At 64.1% G+C, this 21,093-nt stretch carries 25 protein-coding genes; 12 read left to right on the top strand and 13 right to left on the bottom strand.

Annotated features, from left to right (window positions below):
* On the top strand, positions 1 to 330 hold a 330-nt coding region (locus VN004_RS05680; protein ID WP_325607870.1), incomplete at its 5' end, for a DUF6101 family protein.
* Between the two features lie 38 nt (positions 331 to 368).
* Here the strand turns inward: VN004_RS05680 and ubiA are convergent.
* The gene (ubiA, locus tag VN004_RS05685) at positions 369 to 1,295 is read right to left on the bottom strand and encodes a 4-hydroxybenzoate octaprenyltransferase (protein ID WP_325607871.1); all 927 of its coding nucleotides are present in this window, start codon (positions 1,293 to 1,295) and stop codon (positions 369 to 371) included.
* A complete protein-coding gene (locus tag VN004_RS05690; RefSeq protein WP_325607872.1) occupies positions 1,292 to 1,981 on the bottom strand; it encodes a hypothetical protein in 690 nt (229 codons plus the stop codon). Before VN004_RS05690 ends, ubiA begins: the two co-directional genes overlap by 4 nt.
* A 165-nt stretch (positions 1,982 to 2,146) precedes the next feature.
* Here VN004_RS05690 and VN004_RS05695 point away from each other — a divergent pair, with 165 nt between their 5' ends.
* Positions 2,147 to 2,890, top strand: a complete 744-nt coding sequence (locus VN004_RS05695; RefSeq protein WP_325607874.1) for a 16S rRNA (uracil(1498)-N(3))-methyltransferase — start codon at positions 2,147 to 2,149, stop codon at positions 2,888 to 2,890.
* Here VN004_RS05695 and VN004_RS05700 read toward each other — a convergent pair.
* From VN004_RS05700 to VN004_RS05710, 3 genes are read right to left on the bottom strand one after another with little or no spacing between them, the layout of a single operon-like run.
* On the bottom strand, positions 2,863 to 4,074 hold the full coding sequence (locus tag VN004_RS05700; RefSeq protein ID WP_325607876.1) for an MFS transporter: 1,212 nt from the start codon (positions 4,072 to 4,074) through the stop codon (positions 2,863 to 2,865). The two genes, VN004_RS05695 and VN004_RS05700, sit on opposite strands and share 28 nt — an antisense overlap.
* Positions 4,071 to 4,559 carry a MaoC family dehydratase gene (locus VN004_RS05705; protein WP_325607878.1) on the bottom strand — a complete coding sequence of 163 codons (489 nt, stop codon included), beginning with the start codon at positions 4,557 to 4,559 and terminating at the stop codon, positions 4,071 to 4,073. Before VN004_RS05705 ends, VN004_RS05700 begins: the two co-directional genes overlap by 4 nt.
* The gene (locus tag VN004_RS05710) at positions 4,556 to 5,014 is read right to left on the bottom strand and encodes a MaoC family dehydratase (protein WP_325607880.1); all 459 of its coding nucleotides are present in this window, start codon (positions 5,012 to 5,014) and stop codon (positions 4,556 to 4,558) included. The genes VN004_RS05705 and VN004_RS05710 overlap by 4 nt, the downstream gene beginning before the upstream one ends.
* 147 nt (positions 5,015 to 5,161) lie before the next feature.
* Here VN004_RS05710 and VN004_RS05715 point away from each other — a divergent pair, with 147 nt between their 5' ends.
* Complete coding sequence (locus tag VN004_RS05715; RefSeq protein WP_325607882.1) at positions 5,162 to 5,452, top strand: DUF4282 domain-containing protein; 291 nt, start codon at positions 5,162 to 5,164, stop codon at positions 5,450 to 5,452.
* Positions 5,453 to 5,464: 12 nt separating this feature from the next.
* Here the strand turns inward: VN004_RS05715 and ychF are convergent, their stop codons facing one another.
* The 4 genes from ychF to VN004_RS05735 all read right to left on the bottom strand — a co-directional run bounded on the left by ychF (position 5,465) and on the right by VN004_RS05735 (position 8,374).
* Positions 5,465 to 6,562, bottom strand: coding sequence for a redox-regulated ATPase YchF (gene ychF, locus VN004_RS05720; RefSeq protein WP_325607884.1), 1,098 nt, complete (start codon positions 6,560 to 6,562; stop codon positions 5,465 to 5,467).
* 18 nt (positions 6,563 to 6,580) lie between these two features.
* Positions 6,581 to 7,192, bottom strand: a complete 612-nt coding sequence (pth, locus tag VN004_RS05725) for an aminoacyl-tRNA hydrolase (RefSeq protein WP_325607886.1) — start codon at positions 7,190 to 7,192, stop codon at positions 6,581 to 6,583.
* A gap of 48 nt (positions 7,193 to 7,240) precedes the next feature.
* Entirely contained in the window at positions 7,241 to 7,930 is a 690-nt protein-coding gene (locus VN004_RS05730) for a 50S ribosomal protein L25/general stress protein Ctc (protein WP_325607888.1), read from the bottom strand.
* Positions 7,931 to 8,059: 129 nt separating this feature from the next.
* The gene (locus VN004_RS05735; RefSeq protein WP_325607890.1) at positions 8,060 to 8,374 is read right to left on the bottom strand and encodes an accessory factor UbiK family protein; all 315 of its coding nucleotides are present in this window, start codon (positions 8,372 to 8,374) and stop codon (positions 8,060 to 8,062) included.
* Positions 8,375 to 8,463: 89 nt separating this feature from the next.
* On the opposite strand from VN004_RS05735, the gene lgt reads away from it, so the two are divergent.
* The 8 genes from lgt to VN004_RS05775 all read left to right on the top strand — a co-directional run bounded on the left by lgt (position 8,464) and on the right by VN004_RS05775 (position 15,497).
* Entirely contained in the window at positions 8,464 to 9,294 is an 831-nt protein-coding gene (gene lgt, locus VN004_RS05740; protein WP_325607892.1) for a prolipoprotein diacylglyceryl transferase, read from the top strand.
* Complete coding sequence (locus VN004_RS05745) at positions 9,291 to 10,391, top strand: class I SAM-dependent methyltransferase (RefSeq protein WP_325607894.1); 1,101 nt, start codon at positions 9,291 to 9,293, stop codon at positions 10,389 to 10,391. The genes lgt and VN004_RS05745 overlap by 4 nt, the downstream gene beginning before the upstream one ends.
* On the top strand, positions 10,388 to 11,158 hold the full coding sequence (pgeF, locus tag VN004_RS05750) for a peptidoglycan editing factor PgeF (protein ID WP_325607896.1): 771 nt from the start codon (positions 10,388 to 10,390) through the stop codon (positions 11,156 to 11,158). Before VN004_RS05745 ends, pgeF begins: the two co-directional genes overlap by 4 nt.
* A gap of 105 nt (positions 11,159 to 11,263) precedes the next feature.
* A complete protein-coding gene (locus tag VN004_RS05755) occupies positions 11,264 to 11,848 on the top strand; it encodes a hypothetical protein (RefSeq protein WP_325607898.1) in 585 nt (194 codons plus the stop codon).
* A 113-nt stretch (positions 11,849 to 11,961) separates the two neighbouring features.
* The gene (locus VN004_RS05760) at positions 11,962 to 12,912 is read left to right on the top strand and encodes a ribose-phosphate pyrophosphokinase (protein WP_325607900.1); all 951 of its coding nucleotides are present in this window, start codon (positions 11,962 to 11,964) and stop codon (positions 12,910 to 12,912) included.
* 344 nt (positions 12,913 to 13,256) lie between these two features.
* Positions 13,257 to 13,757, top strand: coding sequence for a YbjN domain-containing protein (locus tag VN004_RS05765; protein WP_325607902.1), 501 nt, complete (start codon positions 13,257 to 13,259; stop codon positions 13,755 to 13,757).
* 151 nt (positions 13,758 to 13,908) lie between these two features.
* Positions 13,909 to 14,742 carry a pyrroline-5-carboxylate reductase gene (proC, locus tag VN004_RS05770; RefSeq protein WP_325607903.1) on the top strand — a complete coding sequence of 278 codons (834 nt, stop codon included), beginning with the start codon at positions 13,909 to 13,911 and terminating at the stop codon, positions 14,740 to 14,742.
* Between the two features lie 71 nt (positions 14,743 to 14,813).
* Positions 14,814 to 15,497, top strand: a complete 684-nt coding sequence (locus VN004_RS05775; RefSeq protein ID WP_325607904.1) for a TetR/AcrR family transcriptional regulator — start codon at positions 14,814 to 14,816, stop codon at positions 15,495 to 15,497.
* A gap of 47 nt (positions 15,498 to 15,544) precedes the next feature.
* Here VN004_RS05775 and VN004_RS05780 read toward each other — a convergent pair whose 3' ends face one another.
* Positions 15,545 to 16,186, bottom strand: a complete 642-nt coding sequence (locus VN004_RS05780; protein ID WP_325607905.1) for an MSMEG_1061 family FMN-dependent PPOX-type flavoprotein — start codon at positions 16,184 to 16,186, stop codon at positions 15,545 to 15,547.
* Positions 16,187 to 16,195: 9 nt separating this feature from the next.
* A complete protein-coding gene (locus VN004_RS05785) occupies positions 16,196 to 17,293 on the bottom strand; it encodes a TRAP transporter substrate-binding protein (RefSeq protein WP_325607907.1) in 1,098 nt (365 codons plus the stop codon).
* A gap of 161 nt (positions 17,294 to 17,454) precedes the next feature.
* On the opposite strand from VN004_RS05785, the gene VN004_RS05790 reads away from it, so the two are divergent.
* Positions 17,455 to 18,117, top strand: a complete 663-nt coding sequence (locus tag VN004_RS05790) for a DJ-1/PfpI family protein (RefSeq protein ID WP_325607909.1) — start codon at positions 17,455 to 17,457, stop codon at positions 18,115 to 18,117.
* Between the two features lie 3 nt (positions 18,118 to 18,120).
* Here the strand turns inward: VN004_RS05790 and VN004_RS05795 are convergent, their stop codons facing one another.
* Together VN004_RS05795 and VN004_RS05800 are read right to left on the bottom strand one after the other, a co-directional pair.
* Complete coding sequence (locus VN004_RS05795) at positions 18,121 to 19,467, bottom strand: pitrilysin family protein (RefSeq protein ID WP_325607911.1); 1,347 nt, start codon at positions 19,465 to 19,467, stop codon at positions 18,121 to 18,123.
* The gene (locus tag VN004_RS05800; protein WP_325607913.1) at positions 19,464 to 20,837 is read right to left on the bottom strand and encodes a pitrilysin family protein; all 1,374 of its coding nucleotides are present in this window, start codon (positions 20,835 to 20,837) and stop codon (positions 19,464 to 19,466) included. The genes VN004_RS05795 and VN004_RS05800 overlap by 4 nt, the downstream gene beginning before the upstream one ends.
* Positions 20,838 to 21,093 lie beyond the last annotated feature (256 nt).

Here is a 21,093-nt window from a genome sequence, read left to right on the forward strand (position 1 = left end):
CCCGCCGCTTCCATCATCCTCGACCATTCCGATCCAGGTTTGTCGATTCCGCTGCTCGATGCTGCCCCGCTCGACGAGGCAACGATGATGTGGCGCGCCTGGGGCCGCGTGTTGGGTCTGCCCCTGTGGCAGCGAGACGCGAGCGGTGCCAATCACCTCGTCAGCGCCGGGCGGCGAACGCTGGAAATCGAGAAGGACACACGGCGCAGGCGGCGCCGCTCCGCAATCAGACAACGTCGCCCGTCAATCCTGATGCGCCGCAAGCCCGGACGGCATCCCGGCACATGCGTCGTGCATCGGGGTGAACGCGAGATCATCGCACGGAACTAGGCCGACCCGCCGGTCACGTTCTGTGCACGCCCTCGCGGTCAGCGAAGAGCTGCGTCCAGAATCATCCCGCCGAACAGGATGAGGCCGGCATCGCGATTCGATTTGAAGAGCCGCAGGCAAAGGGCGGGATCGCCGATGTCCAGTCTGCGGACCTGCCAGGCGAGATGCGCCGCAAATGCGGCAAGGCCGAGCGCGAAAACGAGACCTGCGCCCGCCAGCCATCCAGCGATGCCGATCAGCACCACCGCGGCGGAGTAGAACGCCGCCAGCATCGGCCTGGTGCGCTCATCGAACAGAATCGCGGTCGACTTGATGCCGATCAGCGCATCGTCCTCGCGGTCCTGATGCGCGTAGATGGTGTCATAGGCGATCACCCACGCGATCGATCCCGCATAGAGGACGATGAAAGCAGGATCGAGCCGGCCGAAGACGGCAGGCCCCCCCATCAGCGCGCCCCAGGAGAAAGCCAGCCCGAGGCCGATCTGCGGCCAGTGCGTCACACGCTTCAGGAACGGATAGATCGCCACCGTCGTCAGCGACAGGAACCCCATCAGGATCGTGAAGGCATTGAATTGCAGCAGGACCGCAAGTCCGACCAGCGCCTGCAGCACCAGAAAGGCCAGGGCCAGCCGCACACTGACCTGACCGGACGGAATCGGCCGCGAGCGCGTCCGCTCGACCTTCGCGTCGAGATCGCGGTCGACGATGTCGTTCCAGGTGCATCCGGCGCCGCGCATCGCGAATGCGCCGATGAAGAACAGAAGGCAGTGCCAGGGATCGGGATACGGTCGCCCGGCGGCGATGGCGGCCAGGCCGGCCGACCACCAGCACGGCATCAACAGCAGCCACGAACCGATCGGCCGGTCGAGCCGCGCCAGACGCAGATAGGGTTTCAGCCAGTCCGGCGCCGCCGTATCGACCCAGTTTCCGGTCGAATCGGCAACACGCCCGGCGGTGCCGCTCATCGCGTCAACGGATTGCCGGTGAGCGTATCGAAGGTGCTGCCGCGCCGGGTCGCGGCCGGCGTATCCGTCGTGACGGTCGGCAGCTTCGAGGTTCCGAGCGCGTCGCTCAGACTGGGCGCCCGCTTCGCAGGGGCAGCGGCCGTGTCGCAGACCTTGGTGCGGACCTCGACGATCTTCGCGAAATTACCCTTGCGGGCCTTCGTGGCATCCGGCGGCACGCCGCATTCGGCCCCGTGGTCCTCGAAATACTTGATGACCTTGCTCTCGGCGGCGGCGAGATTTTTGAACGCCTGACACACCACCGGCTGCTGCTTGGTCGCCGCAGCTTTCTGGATCGCCTTGCCCTTCTGCTCGGCATCGGCGAGCAGCGGCTGGATTTCCGCCATGCAATTGCGCCTCGGCCCACCGCCGCCCGGTCCGAACGACGCGGGGGGTCCCGCCTGCGGCGCTGCGGGCGAACTCCAGCCCGCCGAGGGCGGCGGGGCAACAGGCTGCGTTGGAGAACCCCATCCGGAGCTCGGCTGCGAGGACGGAGACGGCCGCGATTCTCCGGGCGCCGACCAGCCGGAGGTCGGCGGCGCGACGGGCGCTTGCGCCAGCCTGATCGGCACGTCATTGGCGCCGGCAAGCGCGGGCACGGCGAAAGTAGCCAAGGCCAGCGCGGCGGACAGGCTTGTTAGCCTCATTGCAGATCTCCCGGCCCCTCGGCCTTCCGGGGTGCCCCGTGATCCCAAGCCTGAAAAATAGGCGATACGGCGGCAAGTCACGATTCAGTTTCATCATAGAGGCTCGGCGCGTTACGAAAAAGTTGCCCCTCGCGCCCCCGCTTCGATCGGACCCATTTCGGACCCATGTCTCGCTACGATTTTCGCACCCCGCGCCTGTTTGTCGCGCCCGACCTCGCCCCGGGCGGCCGGATCGCTTTGGACAAGGGCCAAGCCAATTATCTCACAAATGTGCTGCGGCTGGACGCCGGCGACGGGGTCCTGGTGTTCAACGGACGGGACGGAGAATGGCGGGCGGAGCTCACCCGCGAAGGCAAGAAGTCCGTTTTCCTCGTTGTGACCGAGCAGACCCGCCCGCAGCACGGCGCTTGCGACCTGCACTACCTGTTCGCACCGCTCAAGCACGCGCGGCTCGATTACATGGTGCAGAAGGCCGTGGAATTGGGAGCATCCCGGCTGCAGCCGGTGATCACCCGCCACACCCAGGCGGCCCGGATCAATCTCGACCGCATGCAAGCGAATGCGATCGAGGCGGCGGAACAATGCGGCATCCTGACCATCACCGAGACCTGTGAACCGCTGCCGCTCGCCAATGCGATCGCCGGACTGAGCGCCGGGCGTTTTCTGATTTTTTGTGACGAGGATGCCGAGACCCATGATCCGGTCGCAGCCTTGTCGCGGCTCCCCAAGGGCGCGCCGCTTGCGGTGCTGGTCGGCCCGGAGGGCGGCTTCGCCGAAGACGAGCGGACGCTGCTGCTGACGCATCCGTCCGTGGTCCGGCTGGCGCTCGGTCCGCGAATCCTGCGCGCGGACACAGCGGCCGTCGCGGCGCTGGCGCTGGTTCAGGCGACGGTGGGCGACTGGAGCTGAGCGAAGACCGGCCGCAATGCGAAGGCCAGCGGCATCGTGAGCAGCACCATCAATCCGACCAGCACGACGCCACCATTCAGACCGATGATATCGCCGACAAAGCCATAAAGGATCGGCGCAATCGCGCCGGCACCGATCGTGCCGGTGTAGAACTGGCCGAAGGCGCGCGTGCGTTTCTCGGGAGCGACCAGTTCAGGCACCGAGCCGTAAAGCACCGACGAGGTGCCGTTCAGCATCACGCCGAGGATCGGAAGCACCACCATCGCCGCTTCAAGCGGCAGCGGCAGAATCGCGAAGATGAGGACGAGCGTGAGAATCTCGGTCAGCAGGACGGTGTTGATGATGCCGATCCGCGCGCCGATGAAGGCGCAGACCAGTTTTCCCACCGCGCCGCCCGCGAAGACGAGGGTCAGGGCAAACCCGACGACAGGAAGGCTCGCCCCCTTGCCGGTGAGGATGAAGGGCAGAAACGTCAGAAAGCCCATGCGCGTTGCTGAATCGATCACCCCGATCGAAAGCAGTGTCGGAAACGCATAACGCGGCGGCTCGATCGATGCGGCGTGGCGATCCTCTCGCTTTGCCGCTGAGACGACCGGGCCAAATCGCGGGGTCAGCAACAGGATCAGGACCGCGGCAATGAAACCGACCGCGCCAAGCACGATCACCGTCGGGCGCCACGGCATCATTGTCATCATCACCGCCGCCAGGGCGGGGACAGTCATCTTGCCGATGTCGCCGGCGAAATTGTAACCGCCGAGCGCCTTCAGCGAACGCGACCCGGAAAAGGCGCGTGCGACCAGCGCCGATGCGATCGGATGCTGCGTGCTGGCGCCGACGCCGCCGATCAAGAGGGCCACAAGCAATGCCGCGAAACCGCCGCTCAGGCCCGCAAGGCAATAACCGAGGCCAGTGAGCGCGGTACCAACGGCGAGGATCAGCGCGGCGCCATAGCGTTCCGACAGGTGTCCGGCCGGAATCTGCAGGCTCGCCATCGTGCCCGCAAACAGGCCGCGCAGCGCGCCGATGGCGGCGTAAGTCAGGCCGAATTCGGCCTGCCACACCGGCAGCATGACATAGATCAGGTCGGTATAGCCGTCGTGCAATGCATGAGCGCCGGACGCCACCAACATCGTGCGCGTCTCGTCGCGGCGCGTGACGCCGCTATCGGCGGCGGCATTGGTCATGGCGGCGTCGGATCGCGCCTTTCGACAAAGGCCAGACTCTCGAAAGAGATCACGCGCGCACCGTGCTGGTTCTGACCGGACGCGAGCACTGTCACGATGCCGCGGTCCGGTTTGGATTCCGACACGCGCATCGCGATCACTTCATATGCATAGGACACCGTGTCGCCGACAAAGACCGGCCGGTGCCAGCGCATGTTGCGAAAGCCCGGCGAGGGGCCAACCCAGGGGATGCGTTCGCCACGGCTGCGCATCGCTTCTGCCTCGCGGCGCCGATAGTCCACGAGCTTTCGCATCCACATCGATGCGGTGTGCCATCCGGACGCAACCAAAGCTCCGAAATGAGAACGCTGGCCCTGCTCTTCATCGACATGGAAGGGCTGCGGATCGAATTGACCGGCGAAGGCCTTGATGTCCTCCGCGGTGAACAGATGGGAACCGATTTCGGCGCGATCGCCGATCCGAAGTTCGTCGTAAAACCGCATCATGACGACGCACCCGGATTGCGGCGACGGAACAGCGCCGGCGTCACCATGGTCATGACGCATTCGCCATGGGCGTTCATCATCTCGTAGGAGATGCGGACGATTCCCATCTCCGGGCGGCTTTTCGAGGCACGAGCATCAAGCACCGTATAGCGCAAGGTGAGCCGGTCGCCGGGCCGGATCGGGCGCAGCCATTTGACTTCCTCCACCCCTCCCGCACCCATCGACGCCGAATTCAGGATGAAGGCGTCGCAGATCATGCGCATCATGATCCCGCAATTATGCCAGCCGGATGCCGCCAATCCGCCCAGCAAGGATTTCTGCGCGGCCGCCTCGTCGAGGTGCATCGGCTGCGGATCGTACTGGCTGGCAAAGGCGATGATTTCCTCGCGTGACACCACGCGGGGCCCGTATTCGGCCGTGTGGCCGGGGATGAAATCTTCAAAATAAAGCTTCATCACGACCGATCGCACCAAACTGATGGAGTAAATTGGGTAGCGGCGGGGTCCAGCTTCGTCAATCTTCGGACCGCGGTCCATTGACCGCGACGCATCGCCGGGTGCAGCCTTACGCATGGCGCCGGGTCTAACCGCAGAGAGCCTGCCATGCTGGATTTCATCGAACTCTTGCAATGGGACCGATTCATCACACCATCGATCATTCGGGTCTTTTACTGGCTGTGCCTGGGAATGGTGGCACTGGCGGGACTGTCGCTGATCCTGACAGCATTCGGGATGATGGCCATCAATTTCTTCGCCGGCCTGCTGTTGCTGATCCTCTCGATGGTCTTCGTCCTCGCCGGGATCATTTTCGCACGGATCGTCTGCGAGCTCGTGATGGTGATCTTCCGTATCCAGGAGCACCTTGGCGCAATCCGCGACCGCGGCGCGACCTGACTGCGAGGCCCCTCAAGTGGCAAAGCGGAAATGCATCACATCGCCATCCGCGACGATGTAGTCCTTTCCCTCGAGACGCAACTTTCCGGCATCGCGCGCTCCCGCTTCTCCTCCGAGCGCGATGTAATCGTCATAGGCAATCGTCTCGGCGCGGATGAAGCCGCGCTCGAAATCGGTATGAATGACGCCAGCCGCCTGCGGCGCCTTGGTGCCGCGCGTGATAGTCCAGGCACGCGCCTCTTTCGGACCCACGGTGAAATAGGTGACGAGGTCGAGTAGCGCGTAGCCGGCGCGGATCAGACGATCGAGACCAGCCTCTTTCAATCCGACCGCGTCGAGATATTCGACACGCTCCTCCTTAGAGAGCACGGCGATCTCCGACTCGATCTTGGCGGAAATCACCACCGCAACCGCGCCTTCGGCCTTCGCCCGCGCCTCGACCTTCTCCGAATGGGCATTGCCGGTCGCGGCCGATTCTTCCTCGACGTTGCAGACATAGAGGACCGGCTTTGCCGTGAGCAGGCCAAGCATCGCGAAGGTCTTTTCCTCCTCCGGCTTGCGCTCGATCAGCCGTGCCGGCTTGCCCTCGCGCAGCAGCGCGAGCGAGCGCTGTACGAGGTCGAGTGTTTCCTTCGCTTCGCGATCATTGCCGCGCGCTTTCTTTTCGAGCGCATCGACCCGCCGCTCGAGAGAATCGAGATCGGCGAGCATCAGTTCGGTCTCGATGGTCTCGATATCGGCGATCGGATCGACCTTGCCCTCGACATGGGTGACGTCCGAATCCTCGAAGCAGCGCACGACATGCGCGATCGCGTCCACCTCGCGGATATTGGCCAGGAACTGATTGCCGAGCCCCTCTCCCTTCGAAGCGCCGCGCACGAGGCCGGCAATGTCAACGAAGGTGAGCCGCGTCGGAATGATCTGTTGCGAGCCAGCGATTGCCGCGAGCTTGTCGAGCCGCGGATCGGGCACGGCGACTTCGCCGACATTCGGTTCGATGGTGCAGAACGGGTAATTCGCGGCCTGCGCCGCCGCGGTCTCGGTGAGCGCATTGAAAAGCGTCGATTTCCCGACATTCGGCAAGCCGACGATGCCGCATTTGAAGCCCATGAATTCGATCCAGTCCGTTCAGTTTGTGCCGTTGTCAGGCTTGCCGTCGTCAAAACCCTTCGCCGCGAGCGCCAGATGCACCTTGTTCTGCAGACTTGCGTCGTCGCCACGCGCGAGCAGGCCGGCATGTTCCGCCACCGCGTCGATCAGGGTCTCGACCCAGCCGGTACGTTCTGCTTTCGCGAAGTCCGACAGCACGTAGGAATGTACGATAGTCTTGTCGCCGGGATGCCCAATTCCGACGCGCACGCGCTTGTAGTCATTGCCGATATGCGCGGAGATCGAGCGCAGGCCGTTATGGCCGGCAACGCCACCGCCGCGCTTGATCCGCAGCTTGCCAGGCGCGAGGTCGAGCTCATCATGCACGACCGCGATCTTGTCGAGGCCGATCTTGTAGAAATTCGCGGCTTCGGCGACCGAGCGGCCCGACTCGTTCATGAAGGTTCCCGGCAAGAGCAGCAGCGTCTTCTGGCCACCCAGGTTTCCCTCGGTGGCGACACCTTGAAAACGCCGACGCCACGGCGCGAAGCCGTGACGCTTCGCGATCGCGTCGACCACCATGAAGCCGATATTGTGCCGGTTGCCCGCGTAGCGGGCGCCGGGGTTGCCGAGCCCGACCAGGAGGAACATGGCGATGATGGCGGGGCCGAGCGCCCCGCCGCCTGTCTGATGCCGAACTTACTTCTTTTCGGCAGGCTTCTTTTCGCCGCCAGCAGCCGCTGCAGGAGCGGCAGCAGCGCCCGCCGCCGGAGCGGCTGCGGCAGTGGTTGCGGCTTCGGCAGCCTGACGCTGCTCTTCCGCATATCCGGACGGCGGTACGATCGTCACGAGGGTCATGTCCTCTTTGCTGATCGGCTTCACGCCCTCGGGGAGATTGATGTCGCTGAGGTGCTTGGAATTGTTGATTTCAAGTCCGGCGACGTCGACCTCGATCGCCTGCGGGATGCGATCCGGCGGGCAACGCAGCGGAACCGAATGGGTCACGATGTTGACCGCGCCGCCGCGTTTCACGCCAGGCGACTGCTCCACATTGAGGACATGGACCGGAACGTTGACGCGGATCAGCGCGCCTTCGCTCAGCCGCATGAAGTCGACATGGATCGGGAAGTCCTTGACCGGGTCGAGCTGGTAATCGCGCGGAATCACCCGATGCTTTTTGCCATCGAGTTCGATGTCATAGAGGGTGGTCAGAAAGTGGCCCGCATAGATTTTGGTGCGGATGTCGTTGTGATCGACACTGATCGCGAGCGGGGCTTCGTTGGCTCCGTAGATAACGGCCGGGGTACGGCCTTCGCGACGAACTGCCCGGGCGGCCCCCTTGCCGGCCTTCGGGCGCAACGTCGCCTTGATTTCCTTCACGGCGGTCATGCGCATAGTCCTTGTCAGATGTGGAGAAATGGCCGCGGCAAGCCTCCAGGGGTGCGGGGGCCACGGTCGCGCGGGCTTATACCGGCGGGAGGCCGGATTGGCAAGGAATCAGGGCGGGCCGGGCCGTTTTCAGCCGTCCAGGCGCATGTCGCTGATGTCCGGCTGGTCATCCTTGCCGGCCGGAGCCCCGGAGGTGATCCCCACCTTGGCCTCCAGGGCGGCAATCCGGGCCTTCAGGGCCTCGTTTTCCTCGCGGGCCAGCTGGGCCATGTCCTTGACCGCCTCGAATTCCTCGCGCTTGACGAGGTCGAGGTCGCGCAACCAGCGCTCGGCCTGGGTCTTGAACAGCGTGTCGAATTCCCGCCGGACGCCCTGCGCCACGCCGGCTGCGTCGTTCATCAGCCGTGCGATCTCGTCGAAGAACCGGCCAGATGTCTGAGTCATGGTGCGCTCCTTCCGATCACGCCTCGATGTGATATGGCGTAGCGGCCCCGGCCCTGCAAGCGCGGCGGCCTCGAGGAGCGGACGACACCATGCCGATTCTGGCCCTGCCTTTCCCAGACATCGATCCGGTTCTCATCAGCATCGGACCGTTCGCCATCCGCTGGTATGCGCTCGCCTATATCGCGGGCATCGTGCTCGGATGGGTCTATGCCCGGATGCTGATCCGCAACGAGGCGCTGTGGGGCGGGCGCGCGCCGCTCTCGGTCACCGATTTCGACGACTTCATCGTCTGGGTGACACTCGGAATCATACTCGGCGGTCGCCTCGGCTATGTGCTGTTCTACAATCCGGCGCATTTCGCCGCGCACCCGCTGGAGATCTTCCAGATCTGGGGCGGCGGAATGTCGTTCCATGGCGGCTTTGCCGGGTGCGTCGCCGCGGTCCTGTTGTTCGCCCGCAGCCGCGGCATTTCGATTCTGTCGCTCGGCGACCTGACCTGCGCGGCCGGACCGATCGGTCTCTTCCTCGGCCGCCTCGCGAACTTCATCAACAGTGAATTGTGGGGCCGTCCAACCGACGTGCCCTGGGCGATCGTATTCCCCGGCGCAGGGCCCCTGCCCCGCCACCCAAGCCAGCTCTACGAAGCCGCGCTGGAGGGGCTCCTCCTCTTCGTCGTACTCGCCATCGCGGTGCGCCTCGGCGCGCTGAGGCGGCCGGGGCTGACCATCGGCCTGTTCGCCATCGTCTATGCGCTCGCGCGCTCGTTCTGCGAATTTTTCCGCGAGCCCGACCCGCAACTCGGCTTCCTGTGGGGCGGACTCACGATGGGCATGTTGCTGTCGATCCCGCTTTTCCTTGCTGGCATAGCCTTTGTATGGAATGCGATGCGACGTCCCGCACTTGGAAGCCAACCCGCATGAGCGAGCCCTCACCGCTCGAAAAGGAAATCCGCCGCCTCATCGCCGTGAGCGGGCCGATGCCGATCGCACGCTACATGTCGCTGTGCCTGACGCATCCGAAATACGGCTATTACATCACGCGCGATCCGTTCGGCGCCGATGGCGACTTCACCACCTCGCCTGAGATCAGCCAGACCTTCGGCGAATTGCTCGGCTTGTGGGCTCTCTCGGTCTGGAGAATGCTGGGTGAGCCTGAACCCGTTCAGTTGATCGAACTCGGGCCCGGTCGCGGCACCATGATGCGCGACGCGCTTCGCGCGGCGAAGGTTCTGCCGAAATTCCGAGACGCGCTGTCGGTGCAGATGGTTGAAATCAGCCCGACACTGGAGCGGCTGCAGCGCGAGAACCTCAAGGATTTCGACGTGCCGATCCGTTGGCATCGCGACCTTGAGAGCGTCCCGGAAGGACCGTCCATCATCCTCGCCAACGAATATGTCGACGCGCTGCCGGTCCACCAGGTGGTGAAGCAGAGCGACGGCTGGCACGAGCGCGTGGTCGGGTTGAATGCGAACGGCGACTTCGCATTGGGGCTCGCGCCCGATCCGTTGCCGCGATTCGAGCGCTTCATGCCGAAGAAGATCAAGGATGCGCCCGTTGGCGCGATCTTCGAATGGCGCAATGACATCTTCGCCTTCGACATCGCGCGGCGCGTGCGCAACACCGGCGCAGCACTCCTCATCGATTACGGCCATATCGAAAGCGATCTCGGCGAAACCCTGCAGGCGGTCAATGCGCATAACTTTTCCGACCCCCTGCTCGCTCCGGGGATGGCGGACATCACCGCGCATGTCGATTTCGCGGCCTTTGGTGAGGCCGCCGCGGCGATTGGCGCCGCTATCCATGGTCCGGTGACGCAGGCGCGTTTCCTGCGCGAACTCGGGATCGACGCACGCGGAGACGCGTTGCGACGCGGAGCCACCGACGAACAGGCGGCAAACATCACAAAAGGCATCGAGCGGCTGACCGAAGCAGGAAAAACCGGCATGGGCGAGCTGTTCAAGGTCCTGGCGATCAGCGACCCGAAACTCGACACGCTTCCAGGTTTTGCTCCGGCATGAAAGTTCACGCGTCCTCATTGTCCGCGCTGGACGGCATCCGCCACGCGTTCTTCACGCGGGAAGGCGGCGTGTCCCGTGGCATCTATGCAAGTCTCAACAGCGGCGTCGGTTCGCAGGACGACGCCGCGCATGTCGCGGAAAATCGGGCGCGGATGGCGAAGGCGCTCGGCGTCGAGACCGACCGGCTGATCACCGCCTTTCAGATACACTCGCCGCAGGTCGTGATCGCGGACCGGCCGTGGAATGTCGAAGACCGGCCGCGCGCCGATGCCATCGTGACGAAGACGCCAGGGCTTGCCATCGGCGTCAGCACCGCCGATTGCGGACCGCTGCTTTTCGCGGATGCGCAGGCCGGCGTCATCGGTGCCGCACATGCAGGCTGGCGCGGCGCATTTACGGGCGTCATCGAGGCCACGATCGCCGCCATGGAGACGCTGGGCGCCGATCGCAGCCGCATGACGGTGGCATTGGGTCCGCTGATCCGGCAGCAGAATTACGAAGTGAGCGAAACATTCGTCGACGAATTCCTGCGCAAGGACGAAAGCCACGCGGAGTTTTTTGCGCCGGCCGCGCGCAAGGGCCACGCGATGTTCGACCTGCCCGGATTCATCGCCTCGCGTGTCGCGCGAAACGGGATCGAGCGGTTCGAGGATCTCGGAATCTGCACCTATTCGGACCCCGACCGCTTTTATAGCTACCGTCGCTCCACCCACCGGGGGGAGCCCGATTACGGGCGGCATGTGAACGCGATCGCACTGGGCGAATAGCCGTCCGGCGGCAGGGGCGACCCGCTGGACCGGGCAAGGAATTCCCGCTACGGACTCTCACCTGGCTGAAGGGACCGCAGAGTCCCCCTGCCGGATGGGGGTGTCATGATTTGGCTGTCGGCGCGCATCGTCGGCATGTTTGCACTTGCCTGCTCGGTTGCGGCCTGCACAACGACAGGTGGCAGCCTGCAGAGCGGCCAGCATTCGACCGTCGCCTTCGACCGGATCGATGGGCTGCCTGCCCCGGTTTTCGATCGGTACGTCCGCAAGCTGGGCGATGAGGCGGAGGCTCGCAAAATCCCCGTGGTGACCCGTGAAGGCTTCGCGCCCTATCGCATCAAGGGATACGCCTCGGTCTGGACCCGCGGCCGGCAGGCAACGATGTCCTGGCTGTGGGAAGTCTACGATTCCGATGGTCAGCGCGTCATGCGCATCAGCGGCGACGAAAAGGCCGGAAAGGCCGGCCGCGACGCCTGGCAGGCAGTCAGCGACGAGGTGCTGGCGCGGGCCGCCCGGAATGGCATGGAGCAGCTTTCGGTCTATTTCCGTGGGCCGGACTCTCCAGGTTCTGCGGTCGCGTCCACGGCCTCCGACACCCCGCCACCGCCACCGCCCGCTGCGCAGCGTCCGGCAAGGCCGGAACCCTCGGAGCGGGGCGGCCGCGTCGCTTCCGCGGCTCCGCTGCGGTGACGGTAAATCACCTTGGAGAACAAATTCCGCGAACTTGCGGAACCGTGACCCGGCTTGTATCAGTCCGGCGCGCCATAAGGCCGCACCGCGCCGATCACCAATGAGGAGAAGGGATGGCGAAAAACGGAGCGATCAAGCTCGTCGCCGGAAATTCCAATCCAGCGCTTGCGGCCGAAATCTGCAATTATCTCAAATTGCCCATGACCAAGGCGGTGGTGCGCCGCTTCGCGGACATGGAGGTCTTCGTCGAAATCCAGGAAAACGTGCGCGGCGCCGACGTGTTTGTGGTGCAGTCCACATCCTTCCCGGCGAACGATCACCTGATGGAGCTGCTGATCATCATCGACGCCCTCCGGCGCTCGTCGGCGCGTCGGATCACGGCGGTGCTGCCCTATTTCGGTTACGCCCGGCAGGATCGTAAACCGGGTCCCCGCACCCCGATCTCCGCGAAGCTCGTCGCCAACCTGATCACCCGTGCCGGCGCCGACCGCGTCATGACCCTCGACCTGCATGCCGGTCAGATCCAGGGCTTTTTCGACATCCCGACCGACAACCTTTTCGCTTCGCCGGTCATGGTGCGCGACATCAAGGAGCGTTTCGAGCTCGCCAATCTGATGGTGGTGTCACCCGACGTCGGCGGCGTGGTGCGCGCGCGCGGTCTGGCCAAGCGCATCAACGCGCCGCTCGCAATCATCGACAAGCGGCGTGAGCGCGCCGGCGAGTCGGAAGTGATGAACGTGATCGGTGACGTCGCCGGTCACACCTGCATCCTGGTCGATGACATCGTGGATTCGGGCGGCACGCTGGTGAACGCCGCCGACGCGCTGCTCGGTCAGGGCGCGACTGAGGTTTACGCCTACATCACCCACGGCGTGCTTTCGGGCGGCGCGGTCGCCCGTGTCACTTCATCGCGGCTGAAGGAGCTCGTCATCACCGACTCGATCCAGCCGACCAAGGCTGTGAAGGACGCGCCGAACATCCGCGTGTTGCCGATCGCGAGTCTGATTGGCGAAGCCATCGGCCGCACCGCGCATGAAGAGTCGGTGTCGAGTCTGTTCGACTGACCTTCGCGACATCGCCGCGTTGACAAGGCACGCGGCGCATCAGATGTCGAAATGACGTCGTCCGGCAAATGCCTGTGCATTGAGTCAAAGTGACGCGGCTCCCTTTGTGGACATTGCCGCCGCCCACATTGCCCCGATTCAAAAAATCAACGACGAGGACTCAAGCGATCAATTCTTGGCTTGGTTGTGCGGAATCCGTGCGGCTATAGTCGAGAGGCCAAGTGATTCGGTGATCGCGAGTCAATCCGGCGATGCCGGATTCGCGCTGCGGCGGAATGTCCGTTCGCGGCAATACAGTACGCGTGCGTTGGTCCAGCGCAGAGCCTCGCAGGCGGCGGATGAAGATGGCATTGACTGATTTTACCGAGACGACGCACAGCAACCCGCTCGATGTTGTTGAGCGTATCGCGTCAGTCAATGACTGGGCATTCGAGCGCGCCGGCGACGACGAGATCAATCTCCTGATCAAGGGCCGTTGGAACGATTACCAGGTGTCGTTCACATGGATGGGCGACCTCGAAGCGTTGCATCTGGCTTGCGCCTTCGATCTCAAGGTTGCCGAACGTCGCCGCAATGAAGTGCAGCAATTGATCGCCCACATGAACGAGCAGATGTGGATCGGTCATTTCGACTTGTGGTCGGACGACGGGCTCGTGATGTTCCGTCACGCGCTGGTGCTCACCGGCGGGGCCGAGGCCACCGACGACCAATGCAAGGCGGTGCTCAGCACCGCGATCGACACCTGTGAGCGGTATTTCCCCGCCTTCCAGTTCGTGCTCTGGGCCGGCAAGTCCGCACGCGAGGCACTCGACGCCGCGATGTTCGAAACCTCCGGCGAGGCTTAACCTCTCGGAATTCGGCTCCCGAACTCCCTTCGCCTCGAGGCGCGTGGGGAGACGGTCTTTACAGACCAGGTTGACCCCCACCCGATTTGCTGCACTACGCTTGCAAACCGTCCGCCCCCTTCAGGGGGAGGCAAACCGTGTGAGCGTTTCGATGACCAGATCCGACAAAACCCGTCTCGACGATATCGGCCTTGTTGCCCTCGTGGGCGCCGGCAAGATGGGCGGCGCCATGCTGGACGGGTGGCTCGCGCTCGGCCTCGACCCACGGAATGTCGTCGTGGTCGAGCCGCATCCGTCCGAGGAATTGGCCGCGCTGTCGATGAAAGGCGTCGTGCTCAATCCGCCTGCCGGAGCGGTGACCAACATCTCCACCATCGTTCTGGCCGTGAAGCCGCAAGTTGCTTCCGATGTGATGCCGTCGGAAGCTGCCATGGTCGGCGCCGATACCCTTGTCCTTTCGATCATGGCCGGCAAGACGCTCGCCTTCCTGCAGCAGGCCCTGCCCAAGGCCTCGATCGTGCGCGCCATGCCGAATACACCGGCCGCGATCGGGCGCGGCATCACCGTCGCCGTCCCGAACGCCGCGGTCACGCCTGAGCAAAGACAGCGCGCGCACGCCCTCCTCGCGGCGTCGGGCGCCGTGGAGTGGATCGACGACGAGAGCCTGATGGATGCCGTCACCGCGGTGTCGGGTTCGGGGCCGGCCTATGTGTTCCTCCTCGCGGAAACCCTGACCAAGGCCGGGATTGAGGCCGGGCTGCCCGCACCGCTTGCCGCGAAGCTCGCCCGTGAAACCGTGTCCGGCGCCGGTGAATTGTTGCGCCAATCGCCGCTCGATCCGGCGACCCTGCGCAGGAACGTCACCTCCCCCGCCGGCACAACCGCAGCGGCGCTGGCGGTATTGATGGCGGCAGACGGCCTTGATCCGCTGATGCGGAAGGCCGTGGCCGAGGCGGCGAAACGGTCCCGCGAACTGGCCGGATAGGTTCGGGCCCGGGCCATGGAAGCGCCGCGCTGGCTGCCTACATAAAGCTGGACCGTGAACGGGAACCCGCCATGACCGACGCCTCCAATCCTGCCCCGACCGAAGCCAGTGCGCGCGCGAAGGCCATCGAAGCGTTCTTGAACCTGCTCGCAGAGAAGCCGTTCGAGCGCATCGATATCGCCGACATCGCCAAGGCGGCCGGCCTGACCCTTGCGCAGTTGCGCGGCGTCTTCTCCTCCACGGTCGGCATCCTGAGGGCGCATATGAAGGACATCGACCGCCAAGTCCTGTCTGCCGATGCGTCGAATATGGGCGAGGAGCCGGCGCGCGAGCGGCTCTTCGACGTGCTCATGAGGCGTCTCGACGCGCATGCCGCGCATAAGCCGGCGATCCGGTCCCTGATGCGTTCGGCGCTTTGCAATCCGCCGCTGGCGCTGGTGATGAATGCCCTCGCGGCGCAGTCGATGGGCTGGATGATGACGGCGGCCGGCATCTCGGTGGCGGGGCCGAAAGGCGCGCTGCGCGCACAAGCGCTGACGCTGCTCTATGTGCGCGTGCTGTCGGTCTGGGCGAATGATGACGACCCCGGCCTCGCGCGCACGATGGCCGCCCTTGACCGCGAGCTTGCGCGGGCCGAGCGCTGGTCCGGCATTCTGGACACGATGCTGGCGATTCCCGAACGGCTGCAGGCCCGGCGATGGCGTGCGAAACGCCGGCGCGATGCCGATCCCGATGACGAGATCGTTGCCGCGTAACTCTCGAGCCTGGCGCGTTCGTTCACCGAAGCGATCGCGCATCCTGCCTAATACATGCCGCGCCGCGCCATCTCGGCATCCTGACGCAGATTGTCCTCTCTCGTCAGGCCGTCGACCTGATCGCCCAGCATATCCATGTAGCTCGGCAGCTCAGCGCGGTTGATGTGCATTGCGGGGTCCCAGAGCTTCGCCCGGTTCACCGCCTTGGCGCAGTGCAGGTAAGCCTCCTTGACCGCGATCAGGAGGCCGACCTTGGGAACGCTGCCGCGCACCGCCGAAGGCGCGAGCAAGGCATGATCGTCGGTGATCCGCGCCGTCCCGTTGATCCGCAGGACCTCTGCCATCCCCGGCACGAGAAAAAGCATGCCGATTGCGGGATTGTGAAACAGATTGCCCATCGTGTCGAACCGGTTGTTGCCGATGCGGTCGGGCAACAACAGGTGCTTGTCATCGAGAACGCGGCAGAAGCCCGGAGGATCGCCGCGCGGCGAGACATCGGCACCGGACGGACCGAATGACGAGATCACGCAAAAGGTCGAACGTTCGATCATGGCGCGGCAATGGCGATCGAGCGCGGGCAACACCTTGCCGGTGGCCCGCAGCATCGGCGCCGGATGCCGCGCCACGATGTCTTCGAAGGAGGTGACGTAGCTGATCGTATCGGGATCGAAACCATCAGCCGCGCTCATTGCAAGCTCCTATCGTTGCGCCAGGGTGCGCTTCATTTGCAGCATCATCAGATCGTACTGGAAATCGGCCGCCTGATGATAGCTGTAGTTCTTGTCGCGAAAATCCTTCTGCGATGTGTAGATTTTTGCGAAAGCAGGGTTGGTCGCGATGATCGATGCGTAGATCTCTTCGGACGCCTTGTACATCGTATCGATGACGTCGCGCGGAAACACCGACACCTTCACGCCCGAGGCGACAAGGCGTGCCAGCGCTTCCGGATTCCTGGCGTCATAATGCGCGAGCATCGAGGTGGTGGTGGCCTGCGCCGCGACTTCGATCGCCTTCTTGTAGAGTGGTGGCAGTGAATTCCACTTCTCGGCATTGAAGACGCTGTGAAACACCGTGCCGCCCTCCTGCCAGCCGGGCGTGTAGTAGAAATTGGCGACACGATAGAAGCCGAGCTTTTCGTCGTCGTATGGGCCGATATATTCCACCGCATCGATCACGCCGCGTTCGAGCGCGGGATAGATGTCACCCGGCGCGATCTGTTGGGTGACGATGCCGACCTTCGAAGCGACGGAGCCGGCCAATCCGGCAATCCGCATCTTCAGTCCCTTGAGGTCAGCGACGCTCCTGATCTCCTTGCGGAACCAGCCGCCCCATTGCATCCCGGTATTGCCGCAGGGAAAGCCAATCACGTTGTACTTGGCCAGGAATTCGTTGGTCAGGTCGAGCCCGCCGCCGTAATAATACCAGGCGTGCTGTGCGCGCGGGTTCATCATGAACGGCACCGCCGCGCCGAGCGCAAAGGCCGGGTCCTTGCCGATGTAGAATAAGAGGCCCGTATACGCGCCATCCACGCTGCCGTTTTGGACAGCGTCGAGCGCCTGCAAACCGGGCACGATTTCACCCGCAGCGAATTGCTGGATAACGAACTTGCCGTCGGTCAGTTCGGACACGTATTTGCCGAAGGTCTCGCCAGCCCCATAGGTGATATCGAGGCTCTTGGGAAAACTTGACGTCATCCGCCAGCGGATCGTTGGCGTGGATTGCGCGATTGCGGGGGCTGCGAGTGCTGTCGTGGCGATTCCGCCCGCGCTCAGGGCCAGAAACTTGCGGCGATGCATCGGATGTCTCTCGGTTCGAGGAGCCCCGGCTGCTTTGGCCGCTGCAACCGGCATACCAGTTGCACATCGGAGGTTGCACAAGTCTTGTGCCCTTTGCACGGAGTCTGCCGCGCACGCGGCACGATAAACGCTGACCGTCCTTAACCGCGCGGAGACGCTGGATGCTGGATCTCACCGCTCAGGCCCGCTTCGGCATCGTCATCTATGAGGGTGTCGAACCGATCGACATCGGTGGCACCGTCGGCGTGATTTCCATGGCGCGCCGCGTGTTGCCGGCGATCGAAGCGGTGACGATTGCGGAAAAGGCAGGTCCCGTGGCGCTTGCTGGCGGGCTCACCGTCATTGCGCAATCAGGCTTCGCGGATGCACCGCCCTGCGACGCGATTGTGGTTTGCGGCGGCCCCGGTTGGCGCCGCGAAACCACCAATCCGGTCATGCTCGATTTCCTGCGTAGAGCACCCTCCCGCGAAGTCTGCTCGGTCTGTACCGGCGCGATGATCCTTGGCGCTGCCGGGCTGCTCGATGAGCGGACCGCGACCACGAGGCGCTCCGCGGTCGGCAACGAAGCGAGCGCTCCGCTGGCAGAGCTGTCCGCGCTTGCGCCTGCCGTACGGGCGCAAGCCGCTGCATTGGTGGACGATGGTGGTGTCGTCACCGGCGGCGGCGTGTCGCTGGCGATCGACGCAATGCTCTATCTGATCGGCAAGACTTACGGACACGCGGCGCTGCACGACGTTGCCCGCATCATCGAATACGACCGCGCCTACGAAGCGAACCGTCGCGCTCTCGGTCACATACAAACCGGGAGCGCGAACCCGGGATGACGGTCAGCCGCCGTGCTTGGCAGTCGAAGCCTGCTGTGTGCGGCCAACGACGGTGAACAGCACACCGCCGTTCAACAGACGGCGCGCCACGCGCTTGACGTCATCCAGCGTGACGGCGTCGATCAGCGCATTGCGCCGTTCCCAGTAATCAATGCCGAGATCGTCGACCTGCAGCTGCACCAGCTGGGCCGCAATCTTCGTCGACGTATCGAAGCTCAGCGGATAGGAGCCCTGGATATACGACTTCGCGCGCTCAAGCTCGTCGAGCGTCGGACCATTTTCGGCGAGCCGCTTGATCTCCTGCTCGATCAGTCCGACGGTCTCCTCGGCCTTGTCGGCCCGCGTCTGCGTCCCGCCCATGAACAAAGCGGCAGCATCGAGCGGCAGGAGATAGGAATAGACCGAATAGGCGAGCCCGCGTTTTTCGCGCACTTCGCTGTACAGCCGTGAGGAGAATGATCCGCCGCCGAGGATATGGTTGACGATGAAGGCCGGGATGAAATCCGGGTCCTTGCGCGGAATCCCCGACCCGCCGAAGGCGACCACGGTCTGCGGCACGTCGAGTTGCACCTCCAGCCGCCGGCCGACGGCCTCGGGCTGAACCTGCTTCACCGGCCGCAATTGCGCCTTTGCCGGCAGCGATCCGAACACCTGGTCGAGCATTGTGCCGAGCGTCTTGGCATCGATATCGCCGACAACGCCGACCTTCAGGTTGTCGCGCGCAAGGACCGCGCCCGCATAGGCCGTCAGATCGTCCCTCGTGATCGTCGGCACCGAGTCCAGCGTGCCATTGGTCGGCAGGCTGTAGGGGTGATTGGGGAAAGCGGTGCGCCACCACAAGCGCGAACCGATTTCGTTGGGGCTCGTGGTCTCGCGTTTCAGCGCAGTGAGCATCTGGGCGCGAATCCGCTCGACCGGCTCCTGATCGAAGCGTGGCTGGTTAAGCGCCAGCCGCAGCAATTCGAAGCCTTCGCCCTGCTTGCTGCTGAGCATCTTGAGGGTGCCGCGAATTTCGTCACGGCTGGCCCGGAAGGACATCTCTACCGCGCTGCGCTCGGCCCGCGCCTGGAACGCCTTTGAATCCATGTCGCCGGCACCCTCATCGAGGGCAGCCGCCATCATGTAGGACACGCCGGGTTTGTTTTCCGGATCCTGATTGGCGCCGCCCTTGAACGAGAATTCCATCGCGATCAGCGGCACCGAAGGCTCGCGCACCAACCAGGCTTCGATGCCGCCGGGGCTGATCACGCGCTCGATCTTCGTCGTCGCCGCGGCCGGCACCGGCGCGAACAGGAGAGAGGCGCCGATGGCGGCGGCCCCGAACGCAGCGGACACGCGCTGGAAAATCATGAACGGCGCTCCTGGGGCTTGGCGGGCTCCTTGACCAGATACCCGGTGACGGACCGGCGCTTGTCGAGCCACGTCTTGGCGGCCTCGCGCACCTGATCCGCAGTCACGTTCTGGACGCGATCGGGCCAGGTCTTGATGTGTTCGACGGTGAGGCCGGTGGTCAGCGCCACGCCATACCAGCGGGCCATCGTCGCCTGACTGTCCTGAGCATAAACCACGTCGGCGACCAGCTTGACCTTGGCGCGCTCGAGTTCGTCGTTGGTCACGCCAGTCTCGGCGACTTCGGCGATCACCGCATCCATCGCCTCTTCGAGATCCTTCAGCGACACATCGCTGCGCGGCGTGCCGTAAATGCCGAACCGCGTCTGGTCGAGCGCCGAGCCCTGGTACCAGGCGCCGATCGATGTCGCCAACGGCTTCTCGATCACAAGCTTGGAATAGAAACGGCTGTTGGTGCCGCTGCCGAGAATTTGCGCCAGCACCTCCAGCGCTTCGGATTCGCCGGGCTTTGCCGTGGCGGCCGACGGCACGACATAGCTTCGCTGCAGGCTCGGCTGCGTCACGCGCGGATCTGCGAAGGTAACGGTGCGCACCGATCGCTGCTCAGGCTCCTGCGGTCGCACGCGCGGGCCGATCTCGGCGCGCGGCGCAACCTTGCCGTAGGTCTCCTCGGCGAGCGCCTTCACCTCATCGGCAGTGACGTCGCCGGCGACGATCAGGATGGCGTTGTTGGGCGTGTACCAGCGATTATAGAAATCGATGGCGTCCTGACGGGTGAGTTTCTCGATCTCATGGCGCCAGCCGATGACCGGCCGCCCATAAGGATGGTTGAGAAACAGCGCGGCCATCACCTCTTCGCCGAGCTTTGCGGAGGGCGAATTGGCGACCCGGCTGTTCTGCTCCTCGAGAACGACATTGCGCTCGGGCAGCACGACCTCGTCGGTCAGCTTGAGACCGGTCATGCGATCGGCTTCGAATTCCATCACCATCTTGAGCCGGTCGCGGCTGACGCGCTGGAAGTAGCCGGTATAGTCGCTCGAGGTGAATGCGTTTTCCTGACCGCCGATCGTTGCGAGGACTTTCGAGAAACGCCCCGCGGGGTTCTTCTCAGTGCCCTTGAACATCAGGTGCTCGAGGAAATGGGCAATCCCGGATTTCATGGCCGGCTCGTCCGCAGAACCGACGCGATACCAGACCATATGAGTCACGACGGGCGCGCGCCGGTCGGGAATGACCACGACCTCCATGCCATTGGCGAGCTTGAAGTGAGAGACGTCCGGTCCGGACGAAGCGTAATTGGGCGAAACACCGAGAAGGAAGGCGCCGGTTGTCGCCGCGGCGGCGGCAACAAATAATCGTCGAGAGATCATAAATGTTCTCACAAGGGTCCCTGTCTTGCGAAGCAAGCGGCAGGCCATGAGCCAATCTGGGCTGGCAAGGCCGAAATGGAAGCCCTCGGAATCCGGCGACCGATTAATTTTCGGAAAGCCTTATTCTCCGGTACCGCGCTTATTCATGTAATCGAGCGGCTTCGACTGTTCCCTGCGCGGCGTGATCCCGTAGGGATGGGCAGCCGATGGCGTCCGATACCCGGTCGGCGGCTGAGTCAGGTCGTCGCGGACCGGC

Source organism: Pseudorhodoplanes sp., assembly GCF_035565855.1.
Lineage (GTDB): Bacteria > Pseudomonadota > Alphaproteobacteria > Rhizobiales > Xanthobacteraceae > Pseudorhodoplanes.